16 protein-coding genes are annotated in these 16,611 nt (G+C 66.9%); 6 read left to right on the top strand and 10 right to left on the bottom strand.

What is annotated here, in order from left to right; genetic code table 11:
* Positions 1-25: 25 nt before the first annotated feature.
* Positions 26-496 (top strand): flagella synthesis protein FlgN, encoded by a 471-nt coding sequence (locus LT948_RS20800; protein ID WP_003091733.1) that lies wholly within the window; start codon positions 26-28, stop codon positions 494-496.
* 28 nt (positions 497-524) lie between these two features.
* Positions 525-1,316 carry a flagellar brake protein FlgZ gene (gene flgZ / locus LT948_RS20795; RefSeq protein WP_003119635.1) on the top strand — a complete coding sequence of 264 codons (792 nt, stop codon included), beginning with the start codon at positions 525-527 and terminating at the stop codon, positions 1,314-1,316.
* A gap of 3 nt (positions 1,317-1,319) precedes the next feature.
* On the opposite strand, the gene LT948_RS20790 is transcribed toward flgZ, so the two are convergent.
* The 3 genes from LT948_RS20790 to LT948_RS20780 form a co-directional block, all read right to left on the bottom strand.
* Positions 1,320-1,931, bottom strand: a complete 612-nt coding sequence (locus LT948_RS20790) for a TIGR04282 family arsenosugar biosynthesis glycosyltransferase (protein WP_003109303.1) — start codon at positions 1,929-1,931, stop codon at positions 1,320-1,322.
* Positions 1,932-1,972: 41 nt separating this feature from the next.
* On the bottom strand, positions 1,973-3,277 hold the full coding sequence (locus LT948_RS20785) for an MFS transporter (protein ID WP_009313683.1): 1,305 nt from the start codon (positions 3,275-3,277) through the stop codon (positions 1,973-1,975).
* A gap of 183 nt (positions 3,278-3,460) precedes the next feature.
* Positions 3,461-4,702 carry a glutamine synthetase family protein gene (locus tag LT948_RS20780; protein WP_073647204.1) on the bottom strand — a complete coding sequence of 414 codons (1,242 nt, stop codon included), beginning with the start codon at positions 4,700-4,702 and terminating at the stop codon, positions 3,461-3,463.
* Between the two features lie 325 nt (positions 4,703-5,027).
* On the opposite strand from LT948_RS20780, the gene dsdA reads away from it, so the two are divergent.
* Both dsdA and LT948_RS20770 read left to right on the top strand, forming a co-directional pair.
* Entirely contained in the window at positions 5,028-6,374 is a 1,347-nt protein-coding gene (gene dsdA / locus LT948_RS20775) for a D-serine ammonia-lyase (RefSeq protein WP_073656905.1), read from the top strand.
* Positions 6,375-6,430: 56 nt separating this feature from the next.
* Entirely contained in the window at positions 6,431-7,309 is an 879-nt protein-coding gene (locus LT948_RS20770) for a DMT family transporter (RefSeq protein WP_022579679.1), read from the top strand.
* 4 nt (positions 7,310-7,313) lie between these two features.
* Here LT948_RS20770 and LT948_RS20765 read toward each other — a convergent pair whose 3' ends face one another.
* Entirely contained in the window at positions 7,314-8,324 is a 1,011-nt protein-coding gene (locus LT948_RS20765; protein ID WP_003119630.1) for a DUF2955 domain-containing protein, read from the bottom strand.
* Between the two features lie 22 nt (positions 8,325-8,346).
* Positions 8,347-9,405, bottom strand: a complete 1,059-nt coding sequence (locus LT948_RS20760; RefSeq protein ID WP_003091742.1) for an HlyD family secretion protein — start codon at positions 9,403-9,405, stop codon at positions 8,347-8,349.
* Positions 9,406-9,871: 466 nt separating this feature from the next.
* Here LT948_RS20760 and LT948_RS20755 point away from each other — a divergent pair, with 466 nt between their 5' ends.
* Complete coding sequence (locus LT948_RS20755) at positions 9,872-10,219, top strand: fucose-binding lectin II (protein WP_003091745.1); 348 nt, start codon at positions 9,872-9,874, stop codon at positions 10,217-10,219.
* Positions 10,220-10,265: 46 nt separating this feature from the next.
* Here the strand turns inward: LT948_RS20755 and LT948_RS20750 are convergent, their stop codons facing one another.
* The 5 genes from LT948_RS20750 to LT948_RS20730 form a co-directional block, all read right to left on the bottom strand.
* Entirely contained in the window at positions 10,266-10,940 is a 675-nt protein-coding gene (locus tag LT948_RS20750) for a DUF3313 domain-containing protein (protein WP_015502570.1), read from the bottom strand.
* 521 nt (positions 10,941-11,461) lie between these two features.
* The gene (amiR, locus tag LT948_RS20745) at positions 11,462-12,052 is read right to left on the bottom strand and encodes a transcriptional antitermination factor AmiR (RefSeq protein WP_003091749.1); all 591 of its coding nucleotides are present in this window, start codon (positions 12,050-12,052) and stop codon (positions 11,462-11,464) included.
* Positions 12,049-13,206 (bottom strand): aliphatic amidase expression-regulating protein AmiC, encoded by a 1,158-nt coding sequence (amiC, locus tag LT948_RS20740; RefSeq protein ID WP_033995023.1) that lies wholly within the window; start codon positions 13,204-13,206, stop codon positions 12,049-12,051. The genes amiR and amiC overlap by 4 nt, the downstream gene beginning before the upstream one ends.
* A 25-nt stretch (positions 13,207-13,231) precedes the next feature.
* A complete protein-coding gene (locus LT948_RS20735; RefSeq protein ID WP_021265098.1) occupies positions 13,232-14,347 on the bottom strand; it encodes an AAA family ATPase in 1,116 nt (371 codons plus the stop codon).
* Positions 14,348-14,429: 82 nt separating this feature from the next.
* Positions 14,430-15,470 carry an aliphatic amidase gene (locus LT948_RS20730; protein ID WP_021265099.1) on the bottom strand — a complete coding sequence of 347 codons (1,041 nt, stop codon included), beginning with the start codon at positions 15,468-15,470 and terminating at the stop codon, positions 14,430-14,432.
* Between the two features lie 466 nt (positions 15,471-15,936).
* Between LT948_RS20730 and LT948_RS20725 the strand changes: the two genes are divergently transcribed.
* Positions 15,937-16,611 (top strand): hypothetical protein (locus LT948_RS20725; protein WP_442964591.1); only part of this gene is annotated, 675 nt, incomplete at its 3' end.

Here is a 16,611-nt window from a genome sequence, read left to right as displayed (position 1 = left end):
CGCCGAATGAACTCCCGAGCCCGAGATGCCTGACTCCCCTACCCTGCTCGATCTGTTCGCCGAGGATATCGGCCACGCCAGCCAACTCCTGCAGTTGGTCGACGAAGAATTCCAGGCCCTGGAACGGCGCGAACTGCCGGTCCTGCAACAGCTTCTCGGGGCCAAGCAGCCACTGATGCAGCAACTGGAGCGAAATGGCCGGGCCCGCGCGGAAATCCTCCGCGAAGCCGGCGTTTCCCTCGACCGCGAAGGCCTTGCCCGCTACGCCCGCGAGCGTGCGGATGGCGCCGAGCTGCTGGCGCGCGGCGACGAACTGGGCGAACTGCTGGAGCGTTGCCAGCAGGCCAACCTGCGCAACGGGCGGATCATCCGCGCCAACCAGGCTTCCACCGGCAGCCTGCTGAACATCCTCCGCGGCCAGGACGCCCCTAGCCTGTACGACAGCCGCGGCGGCACCGCCTCGAGCAGCCGGCAACGCCCGCTCAGCCAGGCCTGAACCCGACCAGCACACGTATCAAGGCACAGTGCTATCATTGAGGCATTCGTGCCCCAGGAGAGCATTGAAGGTGCCCAACCCGTTCGTCGAAGAAGCGGGGCCGCAACCCCCGAAGGTGCTCAAGGCCCCCGTGGAAATCCAGGCCAACCTGCGCCTACTGCAGGATAGCCGCGACTCCCTGCTGATCACCTTTGCCGATCGCAACCAGCGCTTCCAGAGCTTCCTGGTGGACATCGACCGCGACCGCGGGATGGTCGCGCTGGACGAACTCATCCCCAACACCGGCGAACGTTTCCTGCAGAACGGCGAGGCGTTTCGCGTCGAAGCCTTCCACGAAGGCGTGCGTATCGCCTGGGAATGCGAGCGCCCGGTGCAGTTCGGCGAACACGACGGCGTCCCCTGCTACTGGGCCGCCCTTCCCGCCGAAGTGCTCTACCACCAGCGCCGCAACGCCTACCGCGCCAGCATCAAGCAGAGCCAGCCGATCGCCGCGGAAATCGCCGGGGAGAAACTCCGCGCGCCGCTGAGCGGACAACTGCTGGATATCTCCGCCACCGGCGCCAAGCTGCGCTTCGCCGGCAATGTCGCCGAACGCCTGCATCCCGGCGAGATCTACGAAGACTTCAGCGCCCAGTTGCCACAGGGCGCGATCAGCAGCGCGATCGAACTGCGTCACGTGCGTTTCGACGAAAAGCTCGACGCGACCTTCGCCGGCGTCCGCTTCAGCGAGATGAGCGGCCTCGCCCAGCGCCAGGTGGATCGCTTCGTCTACCAGTTGCAACGCGAAGCCCGGCGCTTCGAGAAAGACGAACTGTTCTGAGTCTCACAGGACCACTCCCAGCGCCGCCAGGCGCGGCAGGTCCTCGGGACGGTCGACGTCCCAGAGCGCCGGCAGCAGGTGATGCTCCCAGCCCAGTTGCCGGAGACGCTCGCAGGTCAGCGCCAGCAGGCGGTCTCCGCCCCAGGGCATCGCTTCGAACAACAGCGGGTCGACCCGGGTCAGGCCGAGCAGCGCGTAGCCGCCCCGCTCCACCGGCCCCAGCACCGCCTGGTGGCGGCCCAGGGCGGTGCAGGCCGCTTCCAGGTAGTCGCCGTCCAGCACCGGGCAGTCGTGCCGAATCAGCAGTACCGCCTCGCTTTCCGCCAACCCTAGCGCCGCGATACGCCGCATGCGCTCGCCGGGATCGCCGGCCGGCTGGCTCATCAGGCTCCAGCCCAACGCCACCGCCAGCGCCTGCAGATCGCTGTCCAGATCGTCGTCGAACCAGAGGATGCGGGCACTGAAACCGCGATCGGGCAGGCGCAGGGCGCGTTCCAGCAATACCCGCTGCAAGCGTCCCGCGCTCTCCTCGCCGATGGCCTGGGCGATCTTCGGCCGCCGCTGCCCTGGCGGCAGGTTGCGCACCATCAGGTGAAGGGAAAGCGTCGGACTCATCGCAACCTCTCCTGCCTATCGGCTCCCGCGGCGAGCGGAATTCAGTTCTGCATCGCGCCGTCGGCCTGCGGCGCGTCGGGCTCGCCATCGACCATCTGTTCCTGCACCGCCTGTTCGTCTACCCGCGGGTCGAGCGCCGCGACCAGCGGGGAGCTGGTCATGTTGTCCGGGGTCGGCACGTGGTGCAGCGGCGCGTCGTCGACCCGGTGCAGGCCGCTGACCTTCTCCGGATGGACCCGCCAGACCAGGATCAGCGCGCAGGCGCTGACGAACGCATATAGCATGTTAGCGCCAAACAGCCGCATCAGCGCGCCGGCCGCCAGCGGCCCGATGCAGGCGCCGACGCCGAAGGTCACCAGCAGCATGGCGGTCAGCGAAACCCGTCGCTCGGTCTCCACATGGTCGTTGGAAAAGGCCACTGCCAGCGGATAGAGGGTGAACTGCAACATGCTCGCGGCGATTCCCAGGGCCAGCAGCAACGCCAGCGGCATCTGTTGCAACAATGCCAGCGGCAAGGCGAACAGGCACAGCAGGATGGCGCAGGCGCGGATCAGCCAGGCGCGGTCGCGACGGTCGGACAGCCAGCCGAGCGGCCACTGCACCAGCAGCCCGGCGAAGATGCAGGCGCCCATGTACAGGCCGACCTCCTCGTTGGGCAACCCCAACTGGTTGGCGTACAGCGGCGCCAGGCCATAGAAGGAGCCGACCACCAGCCCCGAGACCAATACGGTGGTCAGCGACTGCGGCACCCGGCGGATGAAGAAACGTGGTTCGAGCGGCGCCGGGCGCAGCGCCGCGGGGTGGATCTTGTGGGTCAGGGCCAGCGGCACCAGGCACAGGGCGAAACAGAAGGCCACCAGCATCAGCAATTCCGGCCCCAGTTGCGGATGCGCCACCAGGATCATCTGGCCGAGCACCAGGCCCAGGTAGGAAGCCGCCATGTAGCCGCCGAACACCGCGCCGCGCTGGCTGGCATCGGCCTGCTCGTTGAGCCAGCTCTCGATCACCATGTACTGGCACATCAGGCCCAGGCCCATCACCATGCGCAAGGCGATCCACGCCGGCAGCCAGGGCAGCAGGCCATGGCCGAGGACCGCGGCGGTGACCACCCCGGCGCAGGCGACGTAGGCGCGGATGTGGCCGACCCGGGCGATCAGCCGGTGACCGACCTTGCCGCCCAGCACCAGGCCGAAGTAGTTGGCTGCCATCAGCGCGCCGACCCACAGGCCGTCGACCTTGTCCGCCGCCAGGCGCAGCGCCAGGTAGGTGCTGAGCAGGCCGGAGCCGGTGAGCATCAGCAGGGTAGCGAAATAGAGAGCGCGAAAAGAGAAGAAAATCCGCCGCATCGGACCTCCGGTCCCGTACAAGGGAGCCGGCGCCGCTCGCGGACTGCCCGGCTCGCACAGCGTTGGAGTCCCGGGGAGGCCCCGGGACAGGACGCGGGATGCCGAAGCCGGCACCCGACACCACGACCCTGCCGCCGCGAGGCGGCAGGGGGTGACACAGGGCTAGGAAAGTACCACGGTGGATCAGGCCTGGGCTGCCAGGACACGACGCTCCCAGGGGCTGATCTCGTCGAAGAAGCTGGTCAGTTCCATGCTCTTGGTCGCCACGTAGCCTTCGACGAACTCGCTGCCGAACAGTTCGCGCGCCAGCGCGCTGCCTTTCAGGCGCCGCAGGGCATCGTACATGGTGCAGGGCAGGGTCAGTTCCTCCGGCACCTCGAACTCGCCCTGGATCGCCGGGCTCGGCTCCAGTTCGTGCTCCAGGCCGTAGAGGCCGGCGGCCAGGCTGGCGGCGATGGCCAGGTAAGGGTTGGCGTCGGCGCCCGGCAGGCGATTCTCGACGCGCCGCGCGGACGGTCCGCTGGCCGGGATGCGCAGGCCGGCGGCGCGGTTATCGTGGGACCAGCAGGCGTTGTTCGGCGAAGCGTAGGGATGGCAGAGGCGCTGGAAGGAGTTCACGTGCGGCGCGAAGAAGGGCGTGAAGTCCGCCAGGCAGGCCTGCTGGCCGCCGATGAAGTGGCGGAACGCGGCGGAAGGCTCGCCATCGGCTTCGCTGAAGATGTTTCGCCCGCCGTCCAGTTCGACGATGCTCTGGTGGATGTGCATCGAGCTGCCCGGCGTCTTCGCCAGCGGCTTGGCCATGCACACCACGATCAGGCCGTGCTTGAGCGCGACCTCCTTGAGCAGGTGCTTGAACAGGAAAGTCTGGTCGGCCAGCAGCACCGGGTCGCCATGCAGGAAGTTGATCTCGAACTGGCTGGTGCCCATCTCGTGCATGAAGGTGTCGCGCACCAGGCCCAGCGCATCCATGCAGCGGTAAACGTCCTCGAAGAACGGCCGCAGGCCGTTGTTGGAAGACACGCTGAAGGCCGAATAGCCCAGCTCACGCCGGCCATCCGGCCCCAGCGGGGCCTGGAACGGCTCGTTGGGATCGGTGTTCGGGGCGAAGACGAAGAACTCCAGTTCGGTGGCCACCACCGGTTGCCAGCCGTGGGCGGCGTAGCGCGCCACCACCTGCTTGAGCAGGCCGCGGGTGGACAACCCGGACGGCGTGCCATCCAGTTCCTGCGCGTCGCAGATGGCGAAGGCGCGCGGAGTGTTGCTCCAGGGCAGGCGATGGACCTGGGTCGGCTCGGCGACCAGCGCCAGGTCGCCATCGTCGCTGCCATAGAAGCGCGCCGGCGGGTAGCCGCCCATGATGCATTGCAGCAGTACGCCACGGGCGAGCTGCAGGCGCCGGCCGCTGAGGAAGCCCTCGCCGGTCATCACCTTGCCGCGCGGCACCCCGTTGAGGTCGGGGGTGACGCATTCGATTTCTTCAACTCCAGCCAGCCGTTCGGCGAGTGAGCCTTGGCCTTCGATAGTCATGACTTCTTATCCTTGTTGGTATCGCGGATGCCGCACCGGGCGGCGGCCGCGTACAAAATACGCATCGCTTGTTCAAGATATCAAGCATGCGGCACATTCTCGCGTGTGCAAAGCCTTTCGCCGCAGAGGCGTTCTGCCTTGCCTGCCGGGTACGAGGAAAAACGCCGGCCAGGCGTATATCCTCTGTGCCTTCGCCGCCCTACCCGCCACAGGAGTACTGCCGTTGACTCTCGGAACACCCAAGGCCGACTGGCTCGCCGAATTCCCGCGCCTGGCCGACCTGATCGCCCTGCGCCCGAGCGAGTGGTTCAACCCGGCCATCGCGCCGAGCGCCGAAGCCCTGGCCGACGTCGGCCTCGGCGCCGCCGACGTGGCCGACGCCAGCGCCCGCCTGCAGCGCTTCGCCCCGCTGATCGCCCGGTTGTTTCCGGAAACCGCCGCCAGCGGCGGCATCATCGAGTCCGACCTGGTCGAGGTCGCCGCCTTCCACGATGCCCTGCGCCAGCATTACGCCGCCGAACTGCCCGGCCGGCTCTGGCTGAAACGCGATAGCCACCTGCCGATCTCCGGCTCGATCAAGGCCCGCGGCGGCATCTATGAAGTGCTCGCCCATACCGAGCGCCTGGCCCTGGAGCACGGCCTGGTCGGCCTCGACGACGACTACTCGCGGCTGGCCGAGGCGGATTGCCGGGCATTCTTCGCCCGCCACCGGATAGCCGTGGGCTCCACCGGCAACCTGGGCCTTTCCATCGGCATCATCGGCGCCGCGCTGGGCTTCCAGGCCAGCGTGCACATGTCCGCCGACGCCCGCCAGTGGAAGAAGGACAAGCTGCGCGCCCACGGCGTGACGGTGGTGGAGTACGCCTCCGACTACAGTGTCGCGGTGGAACAGGGCCGCCGCGAAGCGGCCGGCGATCCCTACACCCACTTCGTCGACGACGAAAACTCCCGCGACCTGTTCCTCGGCTATGCCGTCGCCGCCGAGCGACTGCGCGGCCAGCTGGACGCCGCCGGCATCCGCGTCGACAGCGAGCACCCGCTGTTCGTCCACCTGCCCTGCGGGGTCGGCGGCGGTCCCGGCGGGGTGGCCTTCGGCCTCAAGCTGGCGTTCGGCGACGCGGTGCACTGCCTGTTCGCCGAGCCGACCCATTCGCCCTGCATGTTCCTCGGCGTCTATACCGGCCGCCACGAGCAGGTTTCGGTGCAGGACTTCAGCATCGACAACCGCACCGCCGCCGATGGCCTGGCGGTGGGGCGTCCGTCGGGCTTCGTCGGCCGCGCCATGCAGCGCCTGCTCGACGGCTACTACACGGTGGACGACGACGAACTGTTCCGCCTGCTCGCCTTGCTCGAGCGCAGCCAGGGCATCCGCCTGGAACCCTCGGCCCTGGCCGGCGCGCCGGGCATCGCCCGGGTCACCCGTGAGCCGCAGGGCTATCGCGAACGCATGGGGCTGACCTCGGCGCGCCTGGCCAATGCCACCCACCTGGTCTGGGCCACCGGCGGCGGCATGGTGCCCGAGGCGGAAATGCGCGCCTACCTGGAGCGAGGCCTCTCGCTGCTGGACTGACACCGACACGCGCGGGGCGCCACGACCGTCCCGCCACCTCCCGACGAGGACCTTGCATGCGCACACCCGCCTGGCTCGGCAGCGGCATGCCGCTGCTCTTCGTGCTGCTCTGGAGCACTGGATTCCTCGGCGCCAAGTTCGGCCTGCCGTACGCCGAGCCCTTCACCTTCCTGGCCATCCGCCTGCTCCTCGCGGCCGCCCTGCTGGCCGCCTTCGCCCTGCTCAGCGGTGCGCCCTGGCCGGGCTCGGCACGGCTGGCCGGGCATGTCGCGGTCGCCGGCCTGCTGGTCCATGGCCTGTACCTGGGCGGGGTGTTCCTCGCCATCGAGCACGGCATGTCGGCCGGCCTGACCTCCCTGTTGGTCGGCCTGCAACCGCTGGCTACCGCGGCTCTGGCCGGCGTCTGGCTCGGCGAGCGGGTCAGCCGCCGGCAATGGCTGGGACTGGCGCTCGGCCTGGCTGGCGTAGCCCTGGTGGTGCTCGGCCGCATCCACGGTGGCGCCGACGGCCTGGCCTGGGCCGCGGTGCTGGTGGCGCTGGCGGCGATCACCTGCGGCACGCTGTACCAGAAGCGCTTCTGCGGCGGCATGGACCTGCGCACCGGCGGCGTCGTCCAGTACCTGGCCAGCGGCGCCCTGCTCGGCCTCGCCGCGCTGCTTTTCGAAAGCCGCGAGGTGCAGTGGAGCACGCCGTTCGTGCTGACCCTCGGCTGGCTGGTGCTGGGACTCTCGTTCGGCGCCGTCGGCCTGCTCTACACGCTGATCCGGCATGGCGCCGCGTCAAAGGTGGCGAGCCTGTTCTACCTGGTGCCGCCAGTGACCGCGCTGGCCTCCTGGCTACTGTTCGACGAGCGCCTGGCGCCGGCGGCGATCGGCGGCATGCTGCTGGTGATGCTCGGCGTCGCGCTGGTCAACTGGCCGGGCCGGCGCGCCTGAGGCCTCAGTGGCTGTAGTGCCGGGTGGCGGCGAAGCGGTTGAGGAACAGGTGGATCACCAGCACCGTCATCAGCGTGATCAGCACCGCGAAGCACACCGAGGTAAATCGGTAGAGCACGCTGTACATCATGTCGTGGGTCGGCGTCAGGTACTGGCCGAGGACGATCGCCAGGGTGGTCAGCGCGCCGAAACCGATCCCCGGTACGCCGTTCTCCAGCATGTGGATGCGCGCGCAGAACATCGCCGAGATCCACAGCAACAGGGCGACGAAGGGCAGGATGTCGTAGTGATCGTAGAGCAGCACCTGCAAGCCCACCGCCAGCGCACAGCCGAGCAGCGTACCGAGGGCGCGGATGCGCCCGGCGAAGTGCACGCCCTTCCAGTGCATGGGAAACAACACCAAGATCGAGGCGATCTGCGCCGACAGCGAGTCCTTCAGGTCGAAGGTCTGGAAGACCACGAAGGACAGGGTCGCCACCGTGGCCCCGAGCAGCGTCTCGTGGCGCCGGCTGGGGGCGTCCTTGGCCGGCGCCTGGCGCGGCGGCCGCGGTTCGACGTCGGGGAACAGGTAGAACATCAGCACGGCGATGGCCACCGTCAGCCAGGTGGCGACCATGTTGCTGGCGAGCATGTCGAACAGATCGACGTCCGGATAGCTGGCAAAGTGCAGCAGCATCGAGAGGAACACCGAACTCAGTGCGCCGAAGAAGAACAGCGGGCCGCGCGCCATCAGGGCGAAGCGGTAGACGAAGAGGCCGAAGACGATAGGCGTCATCAGCAGCGGCCGGTCGCCGAACAACCCGTACAGCACCAGTACCTCGACGCTGATCACCACGGAGTTGGCGAGGAACTGGCGGACGATGTGCAGGTTGATCACCGGCGTCAGGCCGAGCAGCAGCATCGGGTAGACGCCGAAGAACGAGCCGTAGTCCCAGTTCATCAGCTTGCAGACGAAGAACCCCAGGGTGCCGCCGCCGGCGATGCGCAGGCACTGACGCAGGTCGTTGGCGGACATCGCGAGCTTGGCCGGCATGGCGTCAGTAGACGTAGTGCAGCAGGCTGATGGCGACGATCTGCGCGCGACCGAGCAGGTGGCTCAGGCCGTCGCCGGGATAGAGCTGCACGGTGGCCTTGGCACCGGTGGGCAGCAGGCCTTCGGGAAGTTCGTCGAGCACCACGTGCAGGCGCTGGCGCTGAGCGTCGCGGACCCAGCGGTCGGAGGTGACCGGCGCGGCGAGGTCGCCGTTGGCGTCCAGCTGGCCCTCCTTGACCCCGGCGTCGATGGCCGCCACCCGCGCGCCGAACACTTCGCCGGGACGCGCGTCGAACACCACCGCCGCACGGTCGCCAGGGCGCACGTAGCGCAGCGATTTCTCGCGGAAGTCGGCGACGATGTCGATGCGGTCGTCCACCAGCGCCGCCACCGGCGTACCGGCCGGAACGTAGGTGCCCGGGGTCAGTTGCAGGTTGCTCAGGGTCCCGGCGCGGTCGGCCCGGACGCTGCTGTATTGCAGTTGCAGACGGGCCTGGGCCAGGGCGTTACGCGCCTGGCGCAGGCGCAGGTTGTCCTCGCCGGCCGTGCCGCGTCGCGCGGTCAGCTCGCCGATCCGCGCCTGGGCCGCGGCGACCCGGGCACGGGCGGCCTGGGCCTGGGCGCTGACCTGCTCGTGCATCTGCTGCGACACATGGTGGCGCTGCACCAGTTGGGCGGTGCGGCGCGCCTCGCTGTCCAGCTCGCCGGCGCTGCTGCGCGCGGCCAGGAGGTCGGCCTTGGCCGAGGCGATGGCGGCATCCAGCTCGCGGTTGGTGCGCTCGGCTTCCTCCAGTGCCAGTTCGGCCTGGCGCACGGCCAGTTGGAACGGCTCGGGATCGAGGCGGAACAACACTTCGCCGGGCTGCACGTGGCCGTTGTTGGACACCAGCACCTCGGCGACCTGACCGCTGACACGCGGCGCGACGCGCACCACCGGCCGGGTCAACTGGGCCTGCGGGGTGAGCGGCATCCACAGGTCGGCGACCAGGAAGTAGACGAACAGCAACACGAATACCGCGATAGCGACTTGAACCCAACGGGCAAATCGTTGATCGGGAGTCATAGGGTACGAGCCTCGAATCCAGCGGGAATGCAGTCGCCGCAGCGGGGCCTGAATGCGGGGGTTGGCGCGGCCGGGATGGAACCGGCGACCCGGACGACGGCCAGTGGGTAGCCGTCGCCGCTGCGGCGACCAGGTGACGCAGTATATTTCGAGACAATCGCCCCTGGCCTGCCGGCATCGGCAATAGATCATTACAGACAGCGTAACAATCGAACGAGCGGGCCGGCAGGCGGCTGCCATAGACCGGCACCGGGCCATGCATCGCCAGTGCCAGGACACCCCTGTAGCCCTCCTGCGAACTCTAGCAGTGGTCGCGCCCGGTCGACGGCGTAGATTGGCTGAACGATGCGTCCTTCCTGCCTGCGCATCGCCTGCCGCCAAGGACTGCGGATCTCTCCCGACACGCCATACCGCGCGCCAGACGGCTGCCTGAAAAGGCAGGCCAGGTATTCAGTGGAGATACATCATGGCAACACAAGGAGTGTTCACCCTTCCCGCCAACACCCAGTTCGGCGTCACCGCCTTCGCCAACTCGGCCGGAACCCAGACGGTGAACGTGCAGGTCAACAACGAAACCGTCGCGACCTTCACCGGGCAAAGCACCAACAACGGCATCATCGGCAGCAAGGTGCTCAACTCGGGCGGCGGCGGCAAGGTGCAGATCCTGGTCAGCGTCAATGGCCGCTCTTCGGATCTGGTTTCGGCGCAGGTGATCCTGGCCAATGAGCTGAACTTCGCCCTGGTCGGCTCTGAAGACAGCACCGACAACGACTACAACGACGCCGTCGTGGTGATCAACTGGCCGCTCGGCTAGCGTCGGAAAAGGCGGCGGGGACGCTTAGCCAGTTCCCCGCCGACCGTCATCGACGAGAACCGAGAGTCTTCTCGTACGACATGCGCATGTCGGCCGCCCAACCGTCCAGCACCGCCTTGACATCGTCTCCCGTGATCGGCTGATCGGAATCGTCCAGCGCCTTGCCGGTGCCCTGGCGCACCATCTTCGCCAATACCTTGTTGTCCCCACCGTCGAGCAGCATGGCCTCGGTGGCGATCTGGGTATCCTGGTCGCGAATTCCGACCGCCGTGCTCATCCCAGCAGCGATCAGCGCGATGGGGATGACCTCGTATGGCCGTAGGCCCTGGGTATGGCTGGAAACTGCGGTGATCGCCGGTTTCAGCACCAGGATACCCGGGCCGGGGGCGCTGGCCAGCGGCAGGCTCTTGCCCAGCTCACGGCGCAATGCCTGATCGTAGTAGGTCGTGATGTCCGCAAGCGTCTTCGCGGAAACCTTGTCGTTCGGTTTCGGGACCGGATAGAACCTGCTGGGCTCGATGTAGATCCGCTGGTAGTGCCGCACGTCCGCCTGCGGGTCTACCCAGCGCAGGAGCGGCGCTCCGGAAGGCGCGGTGGCAGGCGCCAGCATCGAATAGTCACCGATGAAGCCCGAGTAGTTTTCCGGCTTGACCTGACCATTGGAACAACCCACCAGCGCCGCCAGCAGCGCGCAGGAAACGGCAACTCGAAGTCGTTTCATTAAGAGCCTCGAACAGGGAAAGGAATGTCGCCGAACAATGGAAAACGCTCAGTCGAGAGCGAGTCGCTCAGAATATAGGCAGAAGTTGCAAAAACGGAAATCGCTTGCCGACGCTATATTCGGAATTGCTCCGCAACTCTCGAAGAGCGAATACCTTTTCATTTCAGAACTGTTATGAGTGCGCAGGAAAACCCAGCTCCGGAATATTGAGAAGCCCTAACCGCGGGAGCCGCAGTTCATCTGCGCCTCTTCGCACAGCGACGGCCCGCAGGCGCGCCGCCCCCGCGTCTGTCCAGGGCAAGCCTGCGCTTTCCCGCCCGAACGCTACCGAACTTCCGGGCATATTAAATTTACACTGAACAGCGGCTTCGAATTCTACCCGAGCGCCTGCGGAAGACGATCCACTCCCAAACAGAATCGAAGAACTTGGAGAGAATCGCCGCAACCCAAGGAAGATGCTTCGACGAACGTTCCGACATCGGCATGCCCCGGCCTGTTGCCAGAAAACAGGCCGGTATCGCTCAGGCGGACGGCTCGTCTCCCAGCAACTCCCGGGCGATCTTCAGGATCGGCTCGCGTCGCTTCATCGCCTCCCGTGACAGGTACTGGTGCGCCTCGCGCTCGTCCCAGCCATGGCGCTGCATCAGCAACGCCTTGGCCTGGTTGATCCGGGCCTGGCCAGCAATGCGTTCCTGGAGCTGCTCGGTCTTCTGCTTCAGCTTCGCCATTTCCTCGCTGATGCGCCGCGCCGATACCAGCACAGGCAGCACCCGGTGGGCGTCGAGCGGCTGGGTGATCACGCCGTGGCACTCCAGTTCGATGATCTGCGAGAGCACCGCGGGGCTTTCGTACTCCACCAGCGCCACCAGGGTAGTGCGCGGAGTCCCGGCGGCGAGCAGCGCAGCGATCTCGTCGTGGTGGCGATTCTGGAAAATGCTGGTGAAGACCACGTCCACCGGCACGTCGAAGGCTTCCGGCGGCGGCCAGCACTGGCGCACCGAACAACCGATGCGGATCAGTTGCAAGACCAGGGCGTCGCTGACCTCCCCCGGCGGGTTGAGTACCAGCACCTGCAACTCGCGCAGGCTGCCGAGCAGCGAGTTGGCGCTCATGGGAGCGCTCCCCCGCCCATGCTGGCGGACCAGTCGTCGAGGTTATGCACGACGACATAAGGATCGGGGCGAATCGGTTCGGGCGACTGCCAGCGGACCTGGAACACGCCGCGCGCATCGATTTCCGCGATGCGCGAAGACAGGCGGCTGTGGTTGTTCTGGCGCTCCACCCGGACCGGCCCCTGCGGCGCGTCGATGCAAATGTCGTACAGGTGCCGCTGCACGTCTTCCACTCGCCAGTTGCCTGCGGCCTGCGCGGCGCGGCCAAGCAACAAGGTCTGCCAGTAGGCCGCCTCGGCCCAGGCGGTGATGGTCGCGTTTTCCGGGAAGAAGCCATGGCAGGCCTGGACGAAGGCGCGGCTGGCGGCCGTATCGATGCTGGAGAAGTACGGCGCGACCACCACCTGCCCCTCCGCCACGTCGCTCTCCATCTTCGCCACCTCCGCCTCGCTGGTGGTCAGGCTGGCGATCGGCGGCCGCCTGCCATCGCCGTAGCGACGGGCGATGGCGCGATACAGCTCGGCGGTGCCGGTGCCCACCACGGTGGAGAAGACCACGTCGGCGCGCGCCTGGTAGATGCGCTCGACGGCGCGCTGCAAGTCGTCGTCGGAGGGATACAGCGGAATGTAGATTTCCTCGAGCACCGTGCCGCCGTGCTGGCGGTACAGGTGGCGCATCACATGGTTGCTTTCCCGCGGATAGATGTAGTCCGAGCCGATGAACACCACCCGCTCGCCGTAGTGACGGATCAGGTACGCCGCCAGCGGCGCACTGTTCTGGTTCGGCGCCGGACCGCCGTAGACGATGTTCGGCGAATACTCGAAGCCCTCGTAGGGGGTCGGGTAGCAGAGCAGCGCGTCGGCGCGCTCGACCACCGGCATCACCGCCTTGCGCGTATGCGACATGTAGCAGCCCACGAGGAACCGTACCCCCCGGTTGCGAATGAAGTCCTCGGCGCACAGCCGATAGCGGTCCGGATCGCCGCCGGGGTCCTGGGACAGCGTTTCGATCGGGCGACCGCCGACGCCGCCCTCGCGGTTCAGTTGCTCGACCGCGAGCAATGCGCCATAGCGCTGCGAGCGCTCGATATCGGCGGTGACGCCGGTTTCGGAGAACAGCAGGCCGATCAGCGGCCGCTCCTGATGCGATCCCATCCGTTTCCTCTCCTGTGACTGTCGCTCAGCGCCGCACGAAGCGAACCCGCTCGTGCTCCAGGCTCGCCAGGTAGGTCGTGCAGTTCCCGTCGCCCGGCTGGTGGTGGTCGAGCAGATGCTCGGCCAGCGGTACCTCGAGATGATGACGGACGCTGCGGCGCAACGCACGGGCGCCGAACTGCCGGTCGAAGCCGGCGCGGGCGATCTTCGCCAGCACCTCCGGGGTCGCCTCCAGGCGGCAGCGATGCTTCTCCAGGCGCCGGTTGAGCCGCTGCACCTCCAACTCGACCAGGCGCGCGACGACGTTGCGTTCGATCCAGTTGAAGGTGACCACGCTATCGAGACGATTGACGAACTCCGGCGAGAAGGTCTTCAGCAGCCGGGCCCGGACCATCCCGTCGATGTCCCGCCGCCGGCGTTCGCCGCCGACCGGCAGCAGGCGCCAGGGCAGGCGCTGGCGACGCTCGTCGTAGCGCTGGATCTCATGGGCGCAGAGATTGCTGGTCATGAACACCAGGGTATTGCGGAAATGGTAGGTGCGTTCGCCGGAAGCGACCCGCAGCAGGCCGTTGTCGAGCACGTTGAGCAACGTATGGACCACTTCCGGGCTGGCCTTCTCCAGTTCGTCGAAGAGAACGATGCCGGGGCGCCCGGGACTGCCGTCCAGCGTGTCCTGCTCCAACAGGGTGGTGCCCTCCTTCGCCCCGACGTAGCCCGGCGGCGCACCGGTGAGGGCGGCGGCATAGTGCTCCTGGGACAGGGTGTTCATGTCCACCCGGCAGAACCCCTCGGCGTCGCCGTGCAGGGCCCTGGCCAGGGCGCGCACGATCTCGGTCTTGCCGACCCCGGTGGGGCCGAGGAACAGCGCGCTGAACAGCGGACGGCGCGGGTCGGCGATGTCCGCGCGAACCACCTTGAGCATGTCCTCGACGGCCTGTAGCGCCGATTCCTGGCCGAGTACCTCGGCGCGCAGGCAGTCCATCACCGCCGCCGGGTCGAAACGGAAGCGGCTGTGCAGGGCGCTGCGGTGACTCAGGTGGGCCTGGAGCAGACTCGCCTCGGCGAGATTCTCCCGCGCCAGGGCCTGTTCCTCGTCCTGCTGCCGGCGGGACTGGTCGAGCATGTCGCTCAGAAAAGGCATGGATGAAACTCCTTCTGCCACAGGGGGAAATGGCGGAGACGGCGTGCCGCGCGACGGCACGCCGGGCTGGCGGCGTCTGCCGTCAGGCCTCCTTCTCCAGTCCCTCGTAGGGCAGCCGGCCGACCGGGCATTGCGCCACGCCGGTGGACGAGCGGGTCAGTCGCTCGACATTGTCGCGCGCCTTCTCGGCGTCGGTGACCCAGGTGCGGTAGAACTCGAACGGACACTCCGCCAGGCCCCGGTCACCGTCGCCGGACGCCTGCAAGCCGCTGTAGCCGCGGTGGAGGATCTTGAACAGGTGGTTCTGCGACTGATCGTTGGCGCGCGCATCGCGGATCTGCGAAAGCGACAGCTGGGCGTACTGGATACCCATTTCCTCCTCGCCGCACTCGCCCAGGGTACGGCCGTCGAAGCCGATGATCGCCGAGTGGCCGAAGTAGGAATACACGCCGTCGAAGCCGGCGGCGTTGGCCACCGCCACATAGCAGTTGTTGGCCCAGGCCATGGCCTTGGCCATCATCACCTGCTGGTCCTTGGCCGGGTACATGTAGCCCTGGCAGCGCACGATCAGCTCGGCGCCCTTCATCGCGCAGTCGCGCCAGATTTCCGGGTAGTTGCCGTCGTCGCAGATGATCAGGCTGATCTTCATGCCCTTCGGCCCTTCGCTGACGTAGGTCTGGCCACCGGGATACCAGCCCTCGATGGGGCACCAGGGAATGATCTTGCGGTACTTCTGGACGATCTCGCCGTTGTTGTCGATCAGCACCAGGGTGTTGTACGGCGCCTTGCGCGGATGCTCCTCGTGCCGTTCGCCGGTGAGGGAGAATACGCCCCAGACATTGGCCTTGCGGCAGGCGCGGGAGAATATCTCGGTTTCCTCGCCGGGGATCGCCACCGCGGTTTCCATCATCTCCGCCGGATCGTACATGATGCCCTGCAGGCTGTACTCGGGGAACACCACCAGGTCCATGCCGGGCAGGCCCTGCTTCATGCCGACGATCATGTCGGCGATCTTCCGGGCGTTGTCCAGGACCTCCGCCGCGGTGTGCAGGCGCGGCATCTTGTAGTTGACCACCGCCACTCCGACGGTGTCGTTGCTGCTGGAAATATCGCCGTGACGCATGGGTATCACCTCTTGTTGTTATTTTTTCGGGACGAAAAAAGGCCCTCCCGGGTAACCCCGGGAGAGCCCATTTGCTCTGTGCGTATGCGTTAGGTTCGGTCCCGCGACATCGACGCTGATGCGCATGACCTGATGGCGGACATATAAGCCCCGCCGGAAAGGGCTGTCAAGAGCTGTGAGCGCTATGCAATCGACCACGGACGCCGCCATGGGCGACGAACGGTACGCCTACGAAGGTTCCGCGACGCCCCGGCGACAGTTCCTTTTTTCTGCAATTTCCCCCCCGTCCTGTGAAAACGGCAGCCGACGGCAGAGTGGAAATACCGCCGCCGCCGATCACTCGAACGCAATAACCTTTCGCATGAAATCTAATCGCGAAATGTCAATTCCCTGGAGCTTGCAGGCCCCAATGGCGTGGGCTAATCCGAAATACATCACAGGATGTTGATCACCGACGGTGAGGAAAATGATTTCCAGCTTGCTATCCCGCGCACTGCTCGATCCGAAGCTGGCCCATGCCCTGGCGTCGGCGCCCGAGGATGCCATTCGCTCGGCAGAGCACGAAATCTCTTCGGACGATCTGCAATTTCTCTCATCCATCGATAGCGCACTGCTCGCCCGCGCAGCCGAGCGTCTCGAGCACCTGCTAAAGCCCGATTCACCCAACCGGAGTCCTTCGACACGAACGTTGAAGGACTTCGTCTATCTGGTCAGCCAGCAAAAAGGAGCGACGAACATGCTAGAGGATCTGGTGGCACTACTCGACCAGCAGCAACAACAAGGAGGAGCGCAGGCACTGAAGAACCTTGCGTCTCTACTTGACCAACAACAGCAGCAGAAAGGCCGGCAGCTCCTTCAGGACCTGGCCGCCGTCCTCGACCAGCAGCAACAGCAGGGAGGCCGCAACCTGCCGAACCTGGCCGCGCTGCTCGACCAGCAGCAACAGCAGAAGGGCCGGCAGTTCCTCCAGGACCTGGCGGCGGTCCTCGACCAGCAGCAACAGCAGGGAAGCCGCAACCTGCAGGACCTCGTCGCGCTGCTCGACCAGCAGCAACAGCAGAAGGGCCGGCAGTTCCTCCAGGACCTGGCGGCGGTCCTCGACCAGCAGCAACAGCAGGGAAGCCGCAACCTGCAGGACCTC

The organism is Pseudomonas sp. CP-1 (genome assembly GCF_021213715.1).
In the GTDB taxonomy this organism is placed as follows: domain Bacteria; phylum Pseudomonadota; class Gammaproteobacteria; order Pseudomonadales; family Pseudomonadaceae; genus Pseudomonas; species Pseudomonas aeruginosa.
Note: the sequence above shows the minus strand (reverse complement) of the source record. Positions and strands in the feature narration are given on the sequence as shown.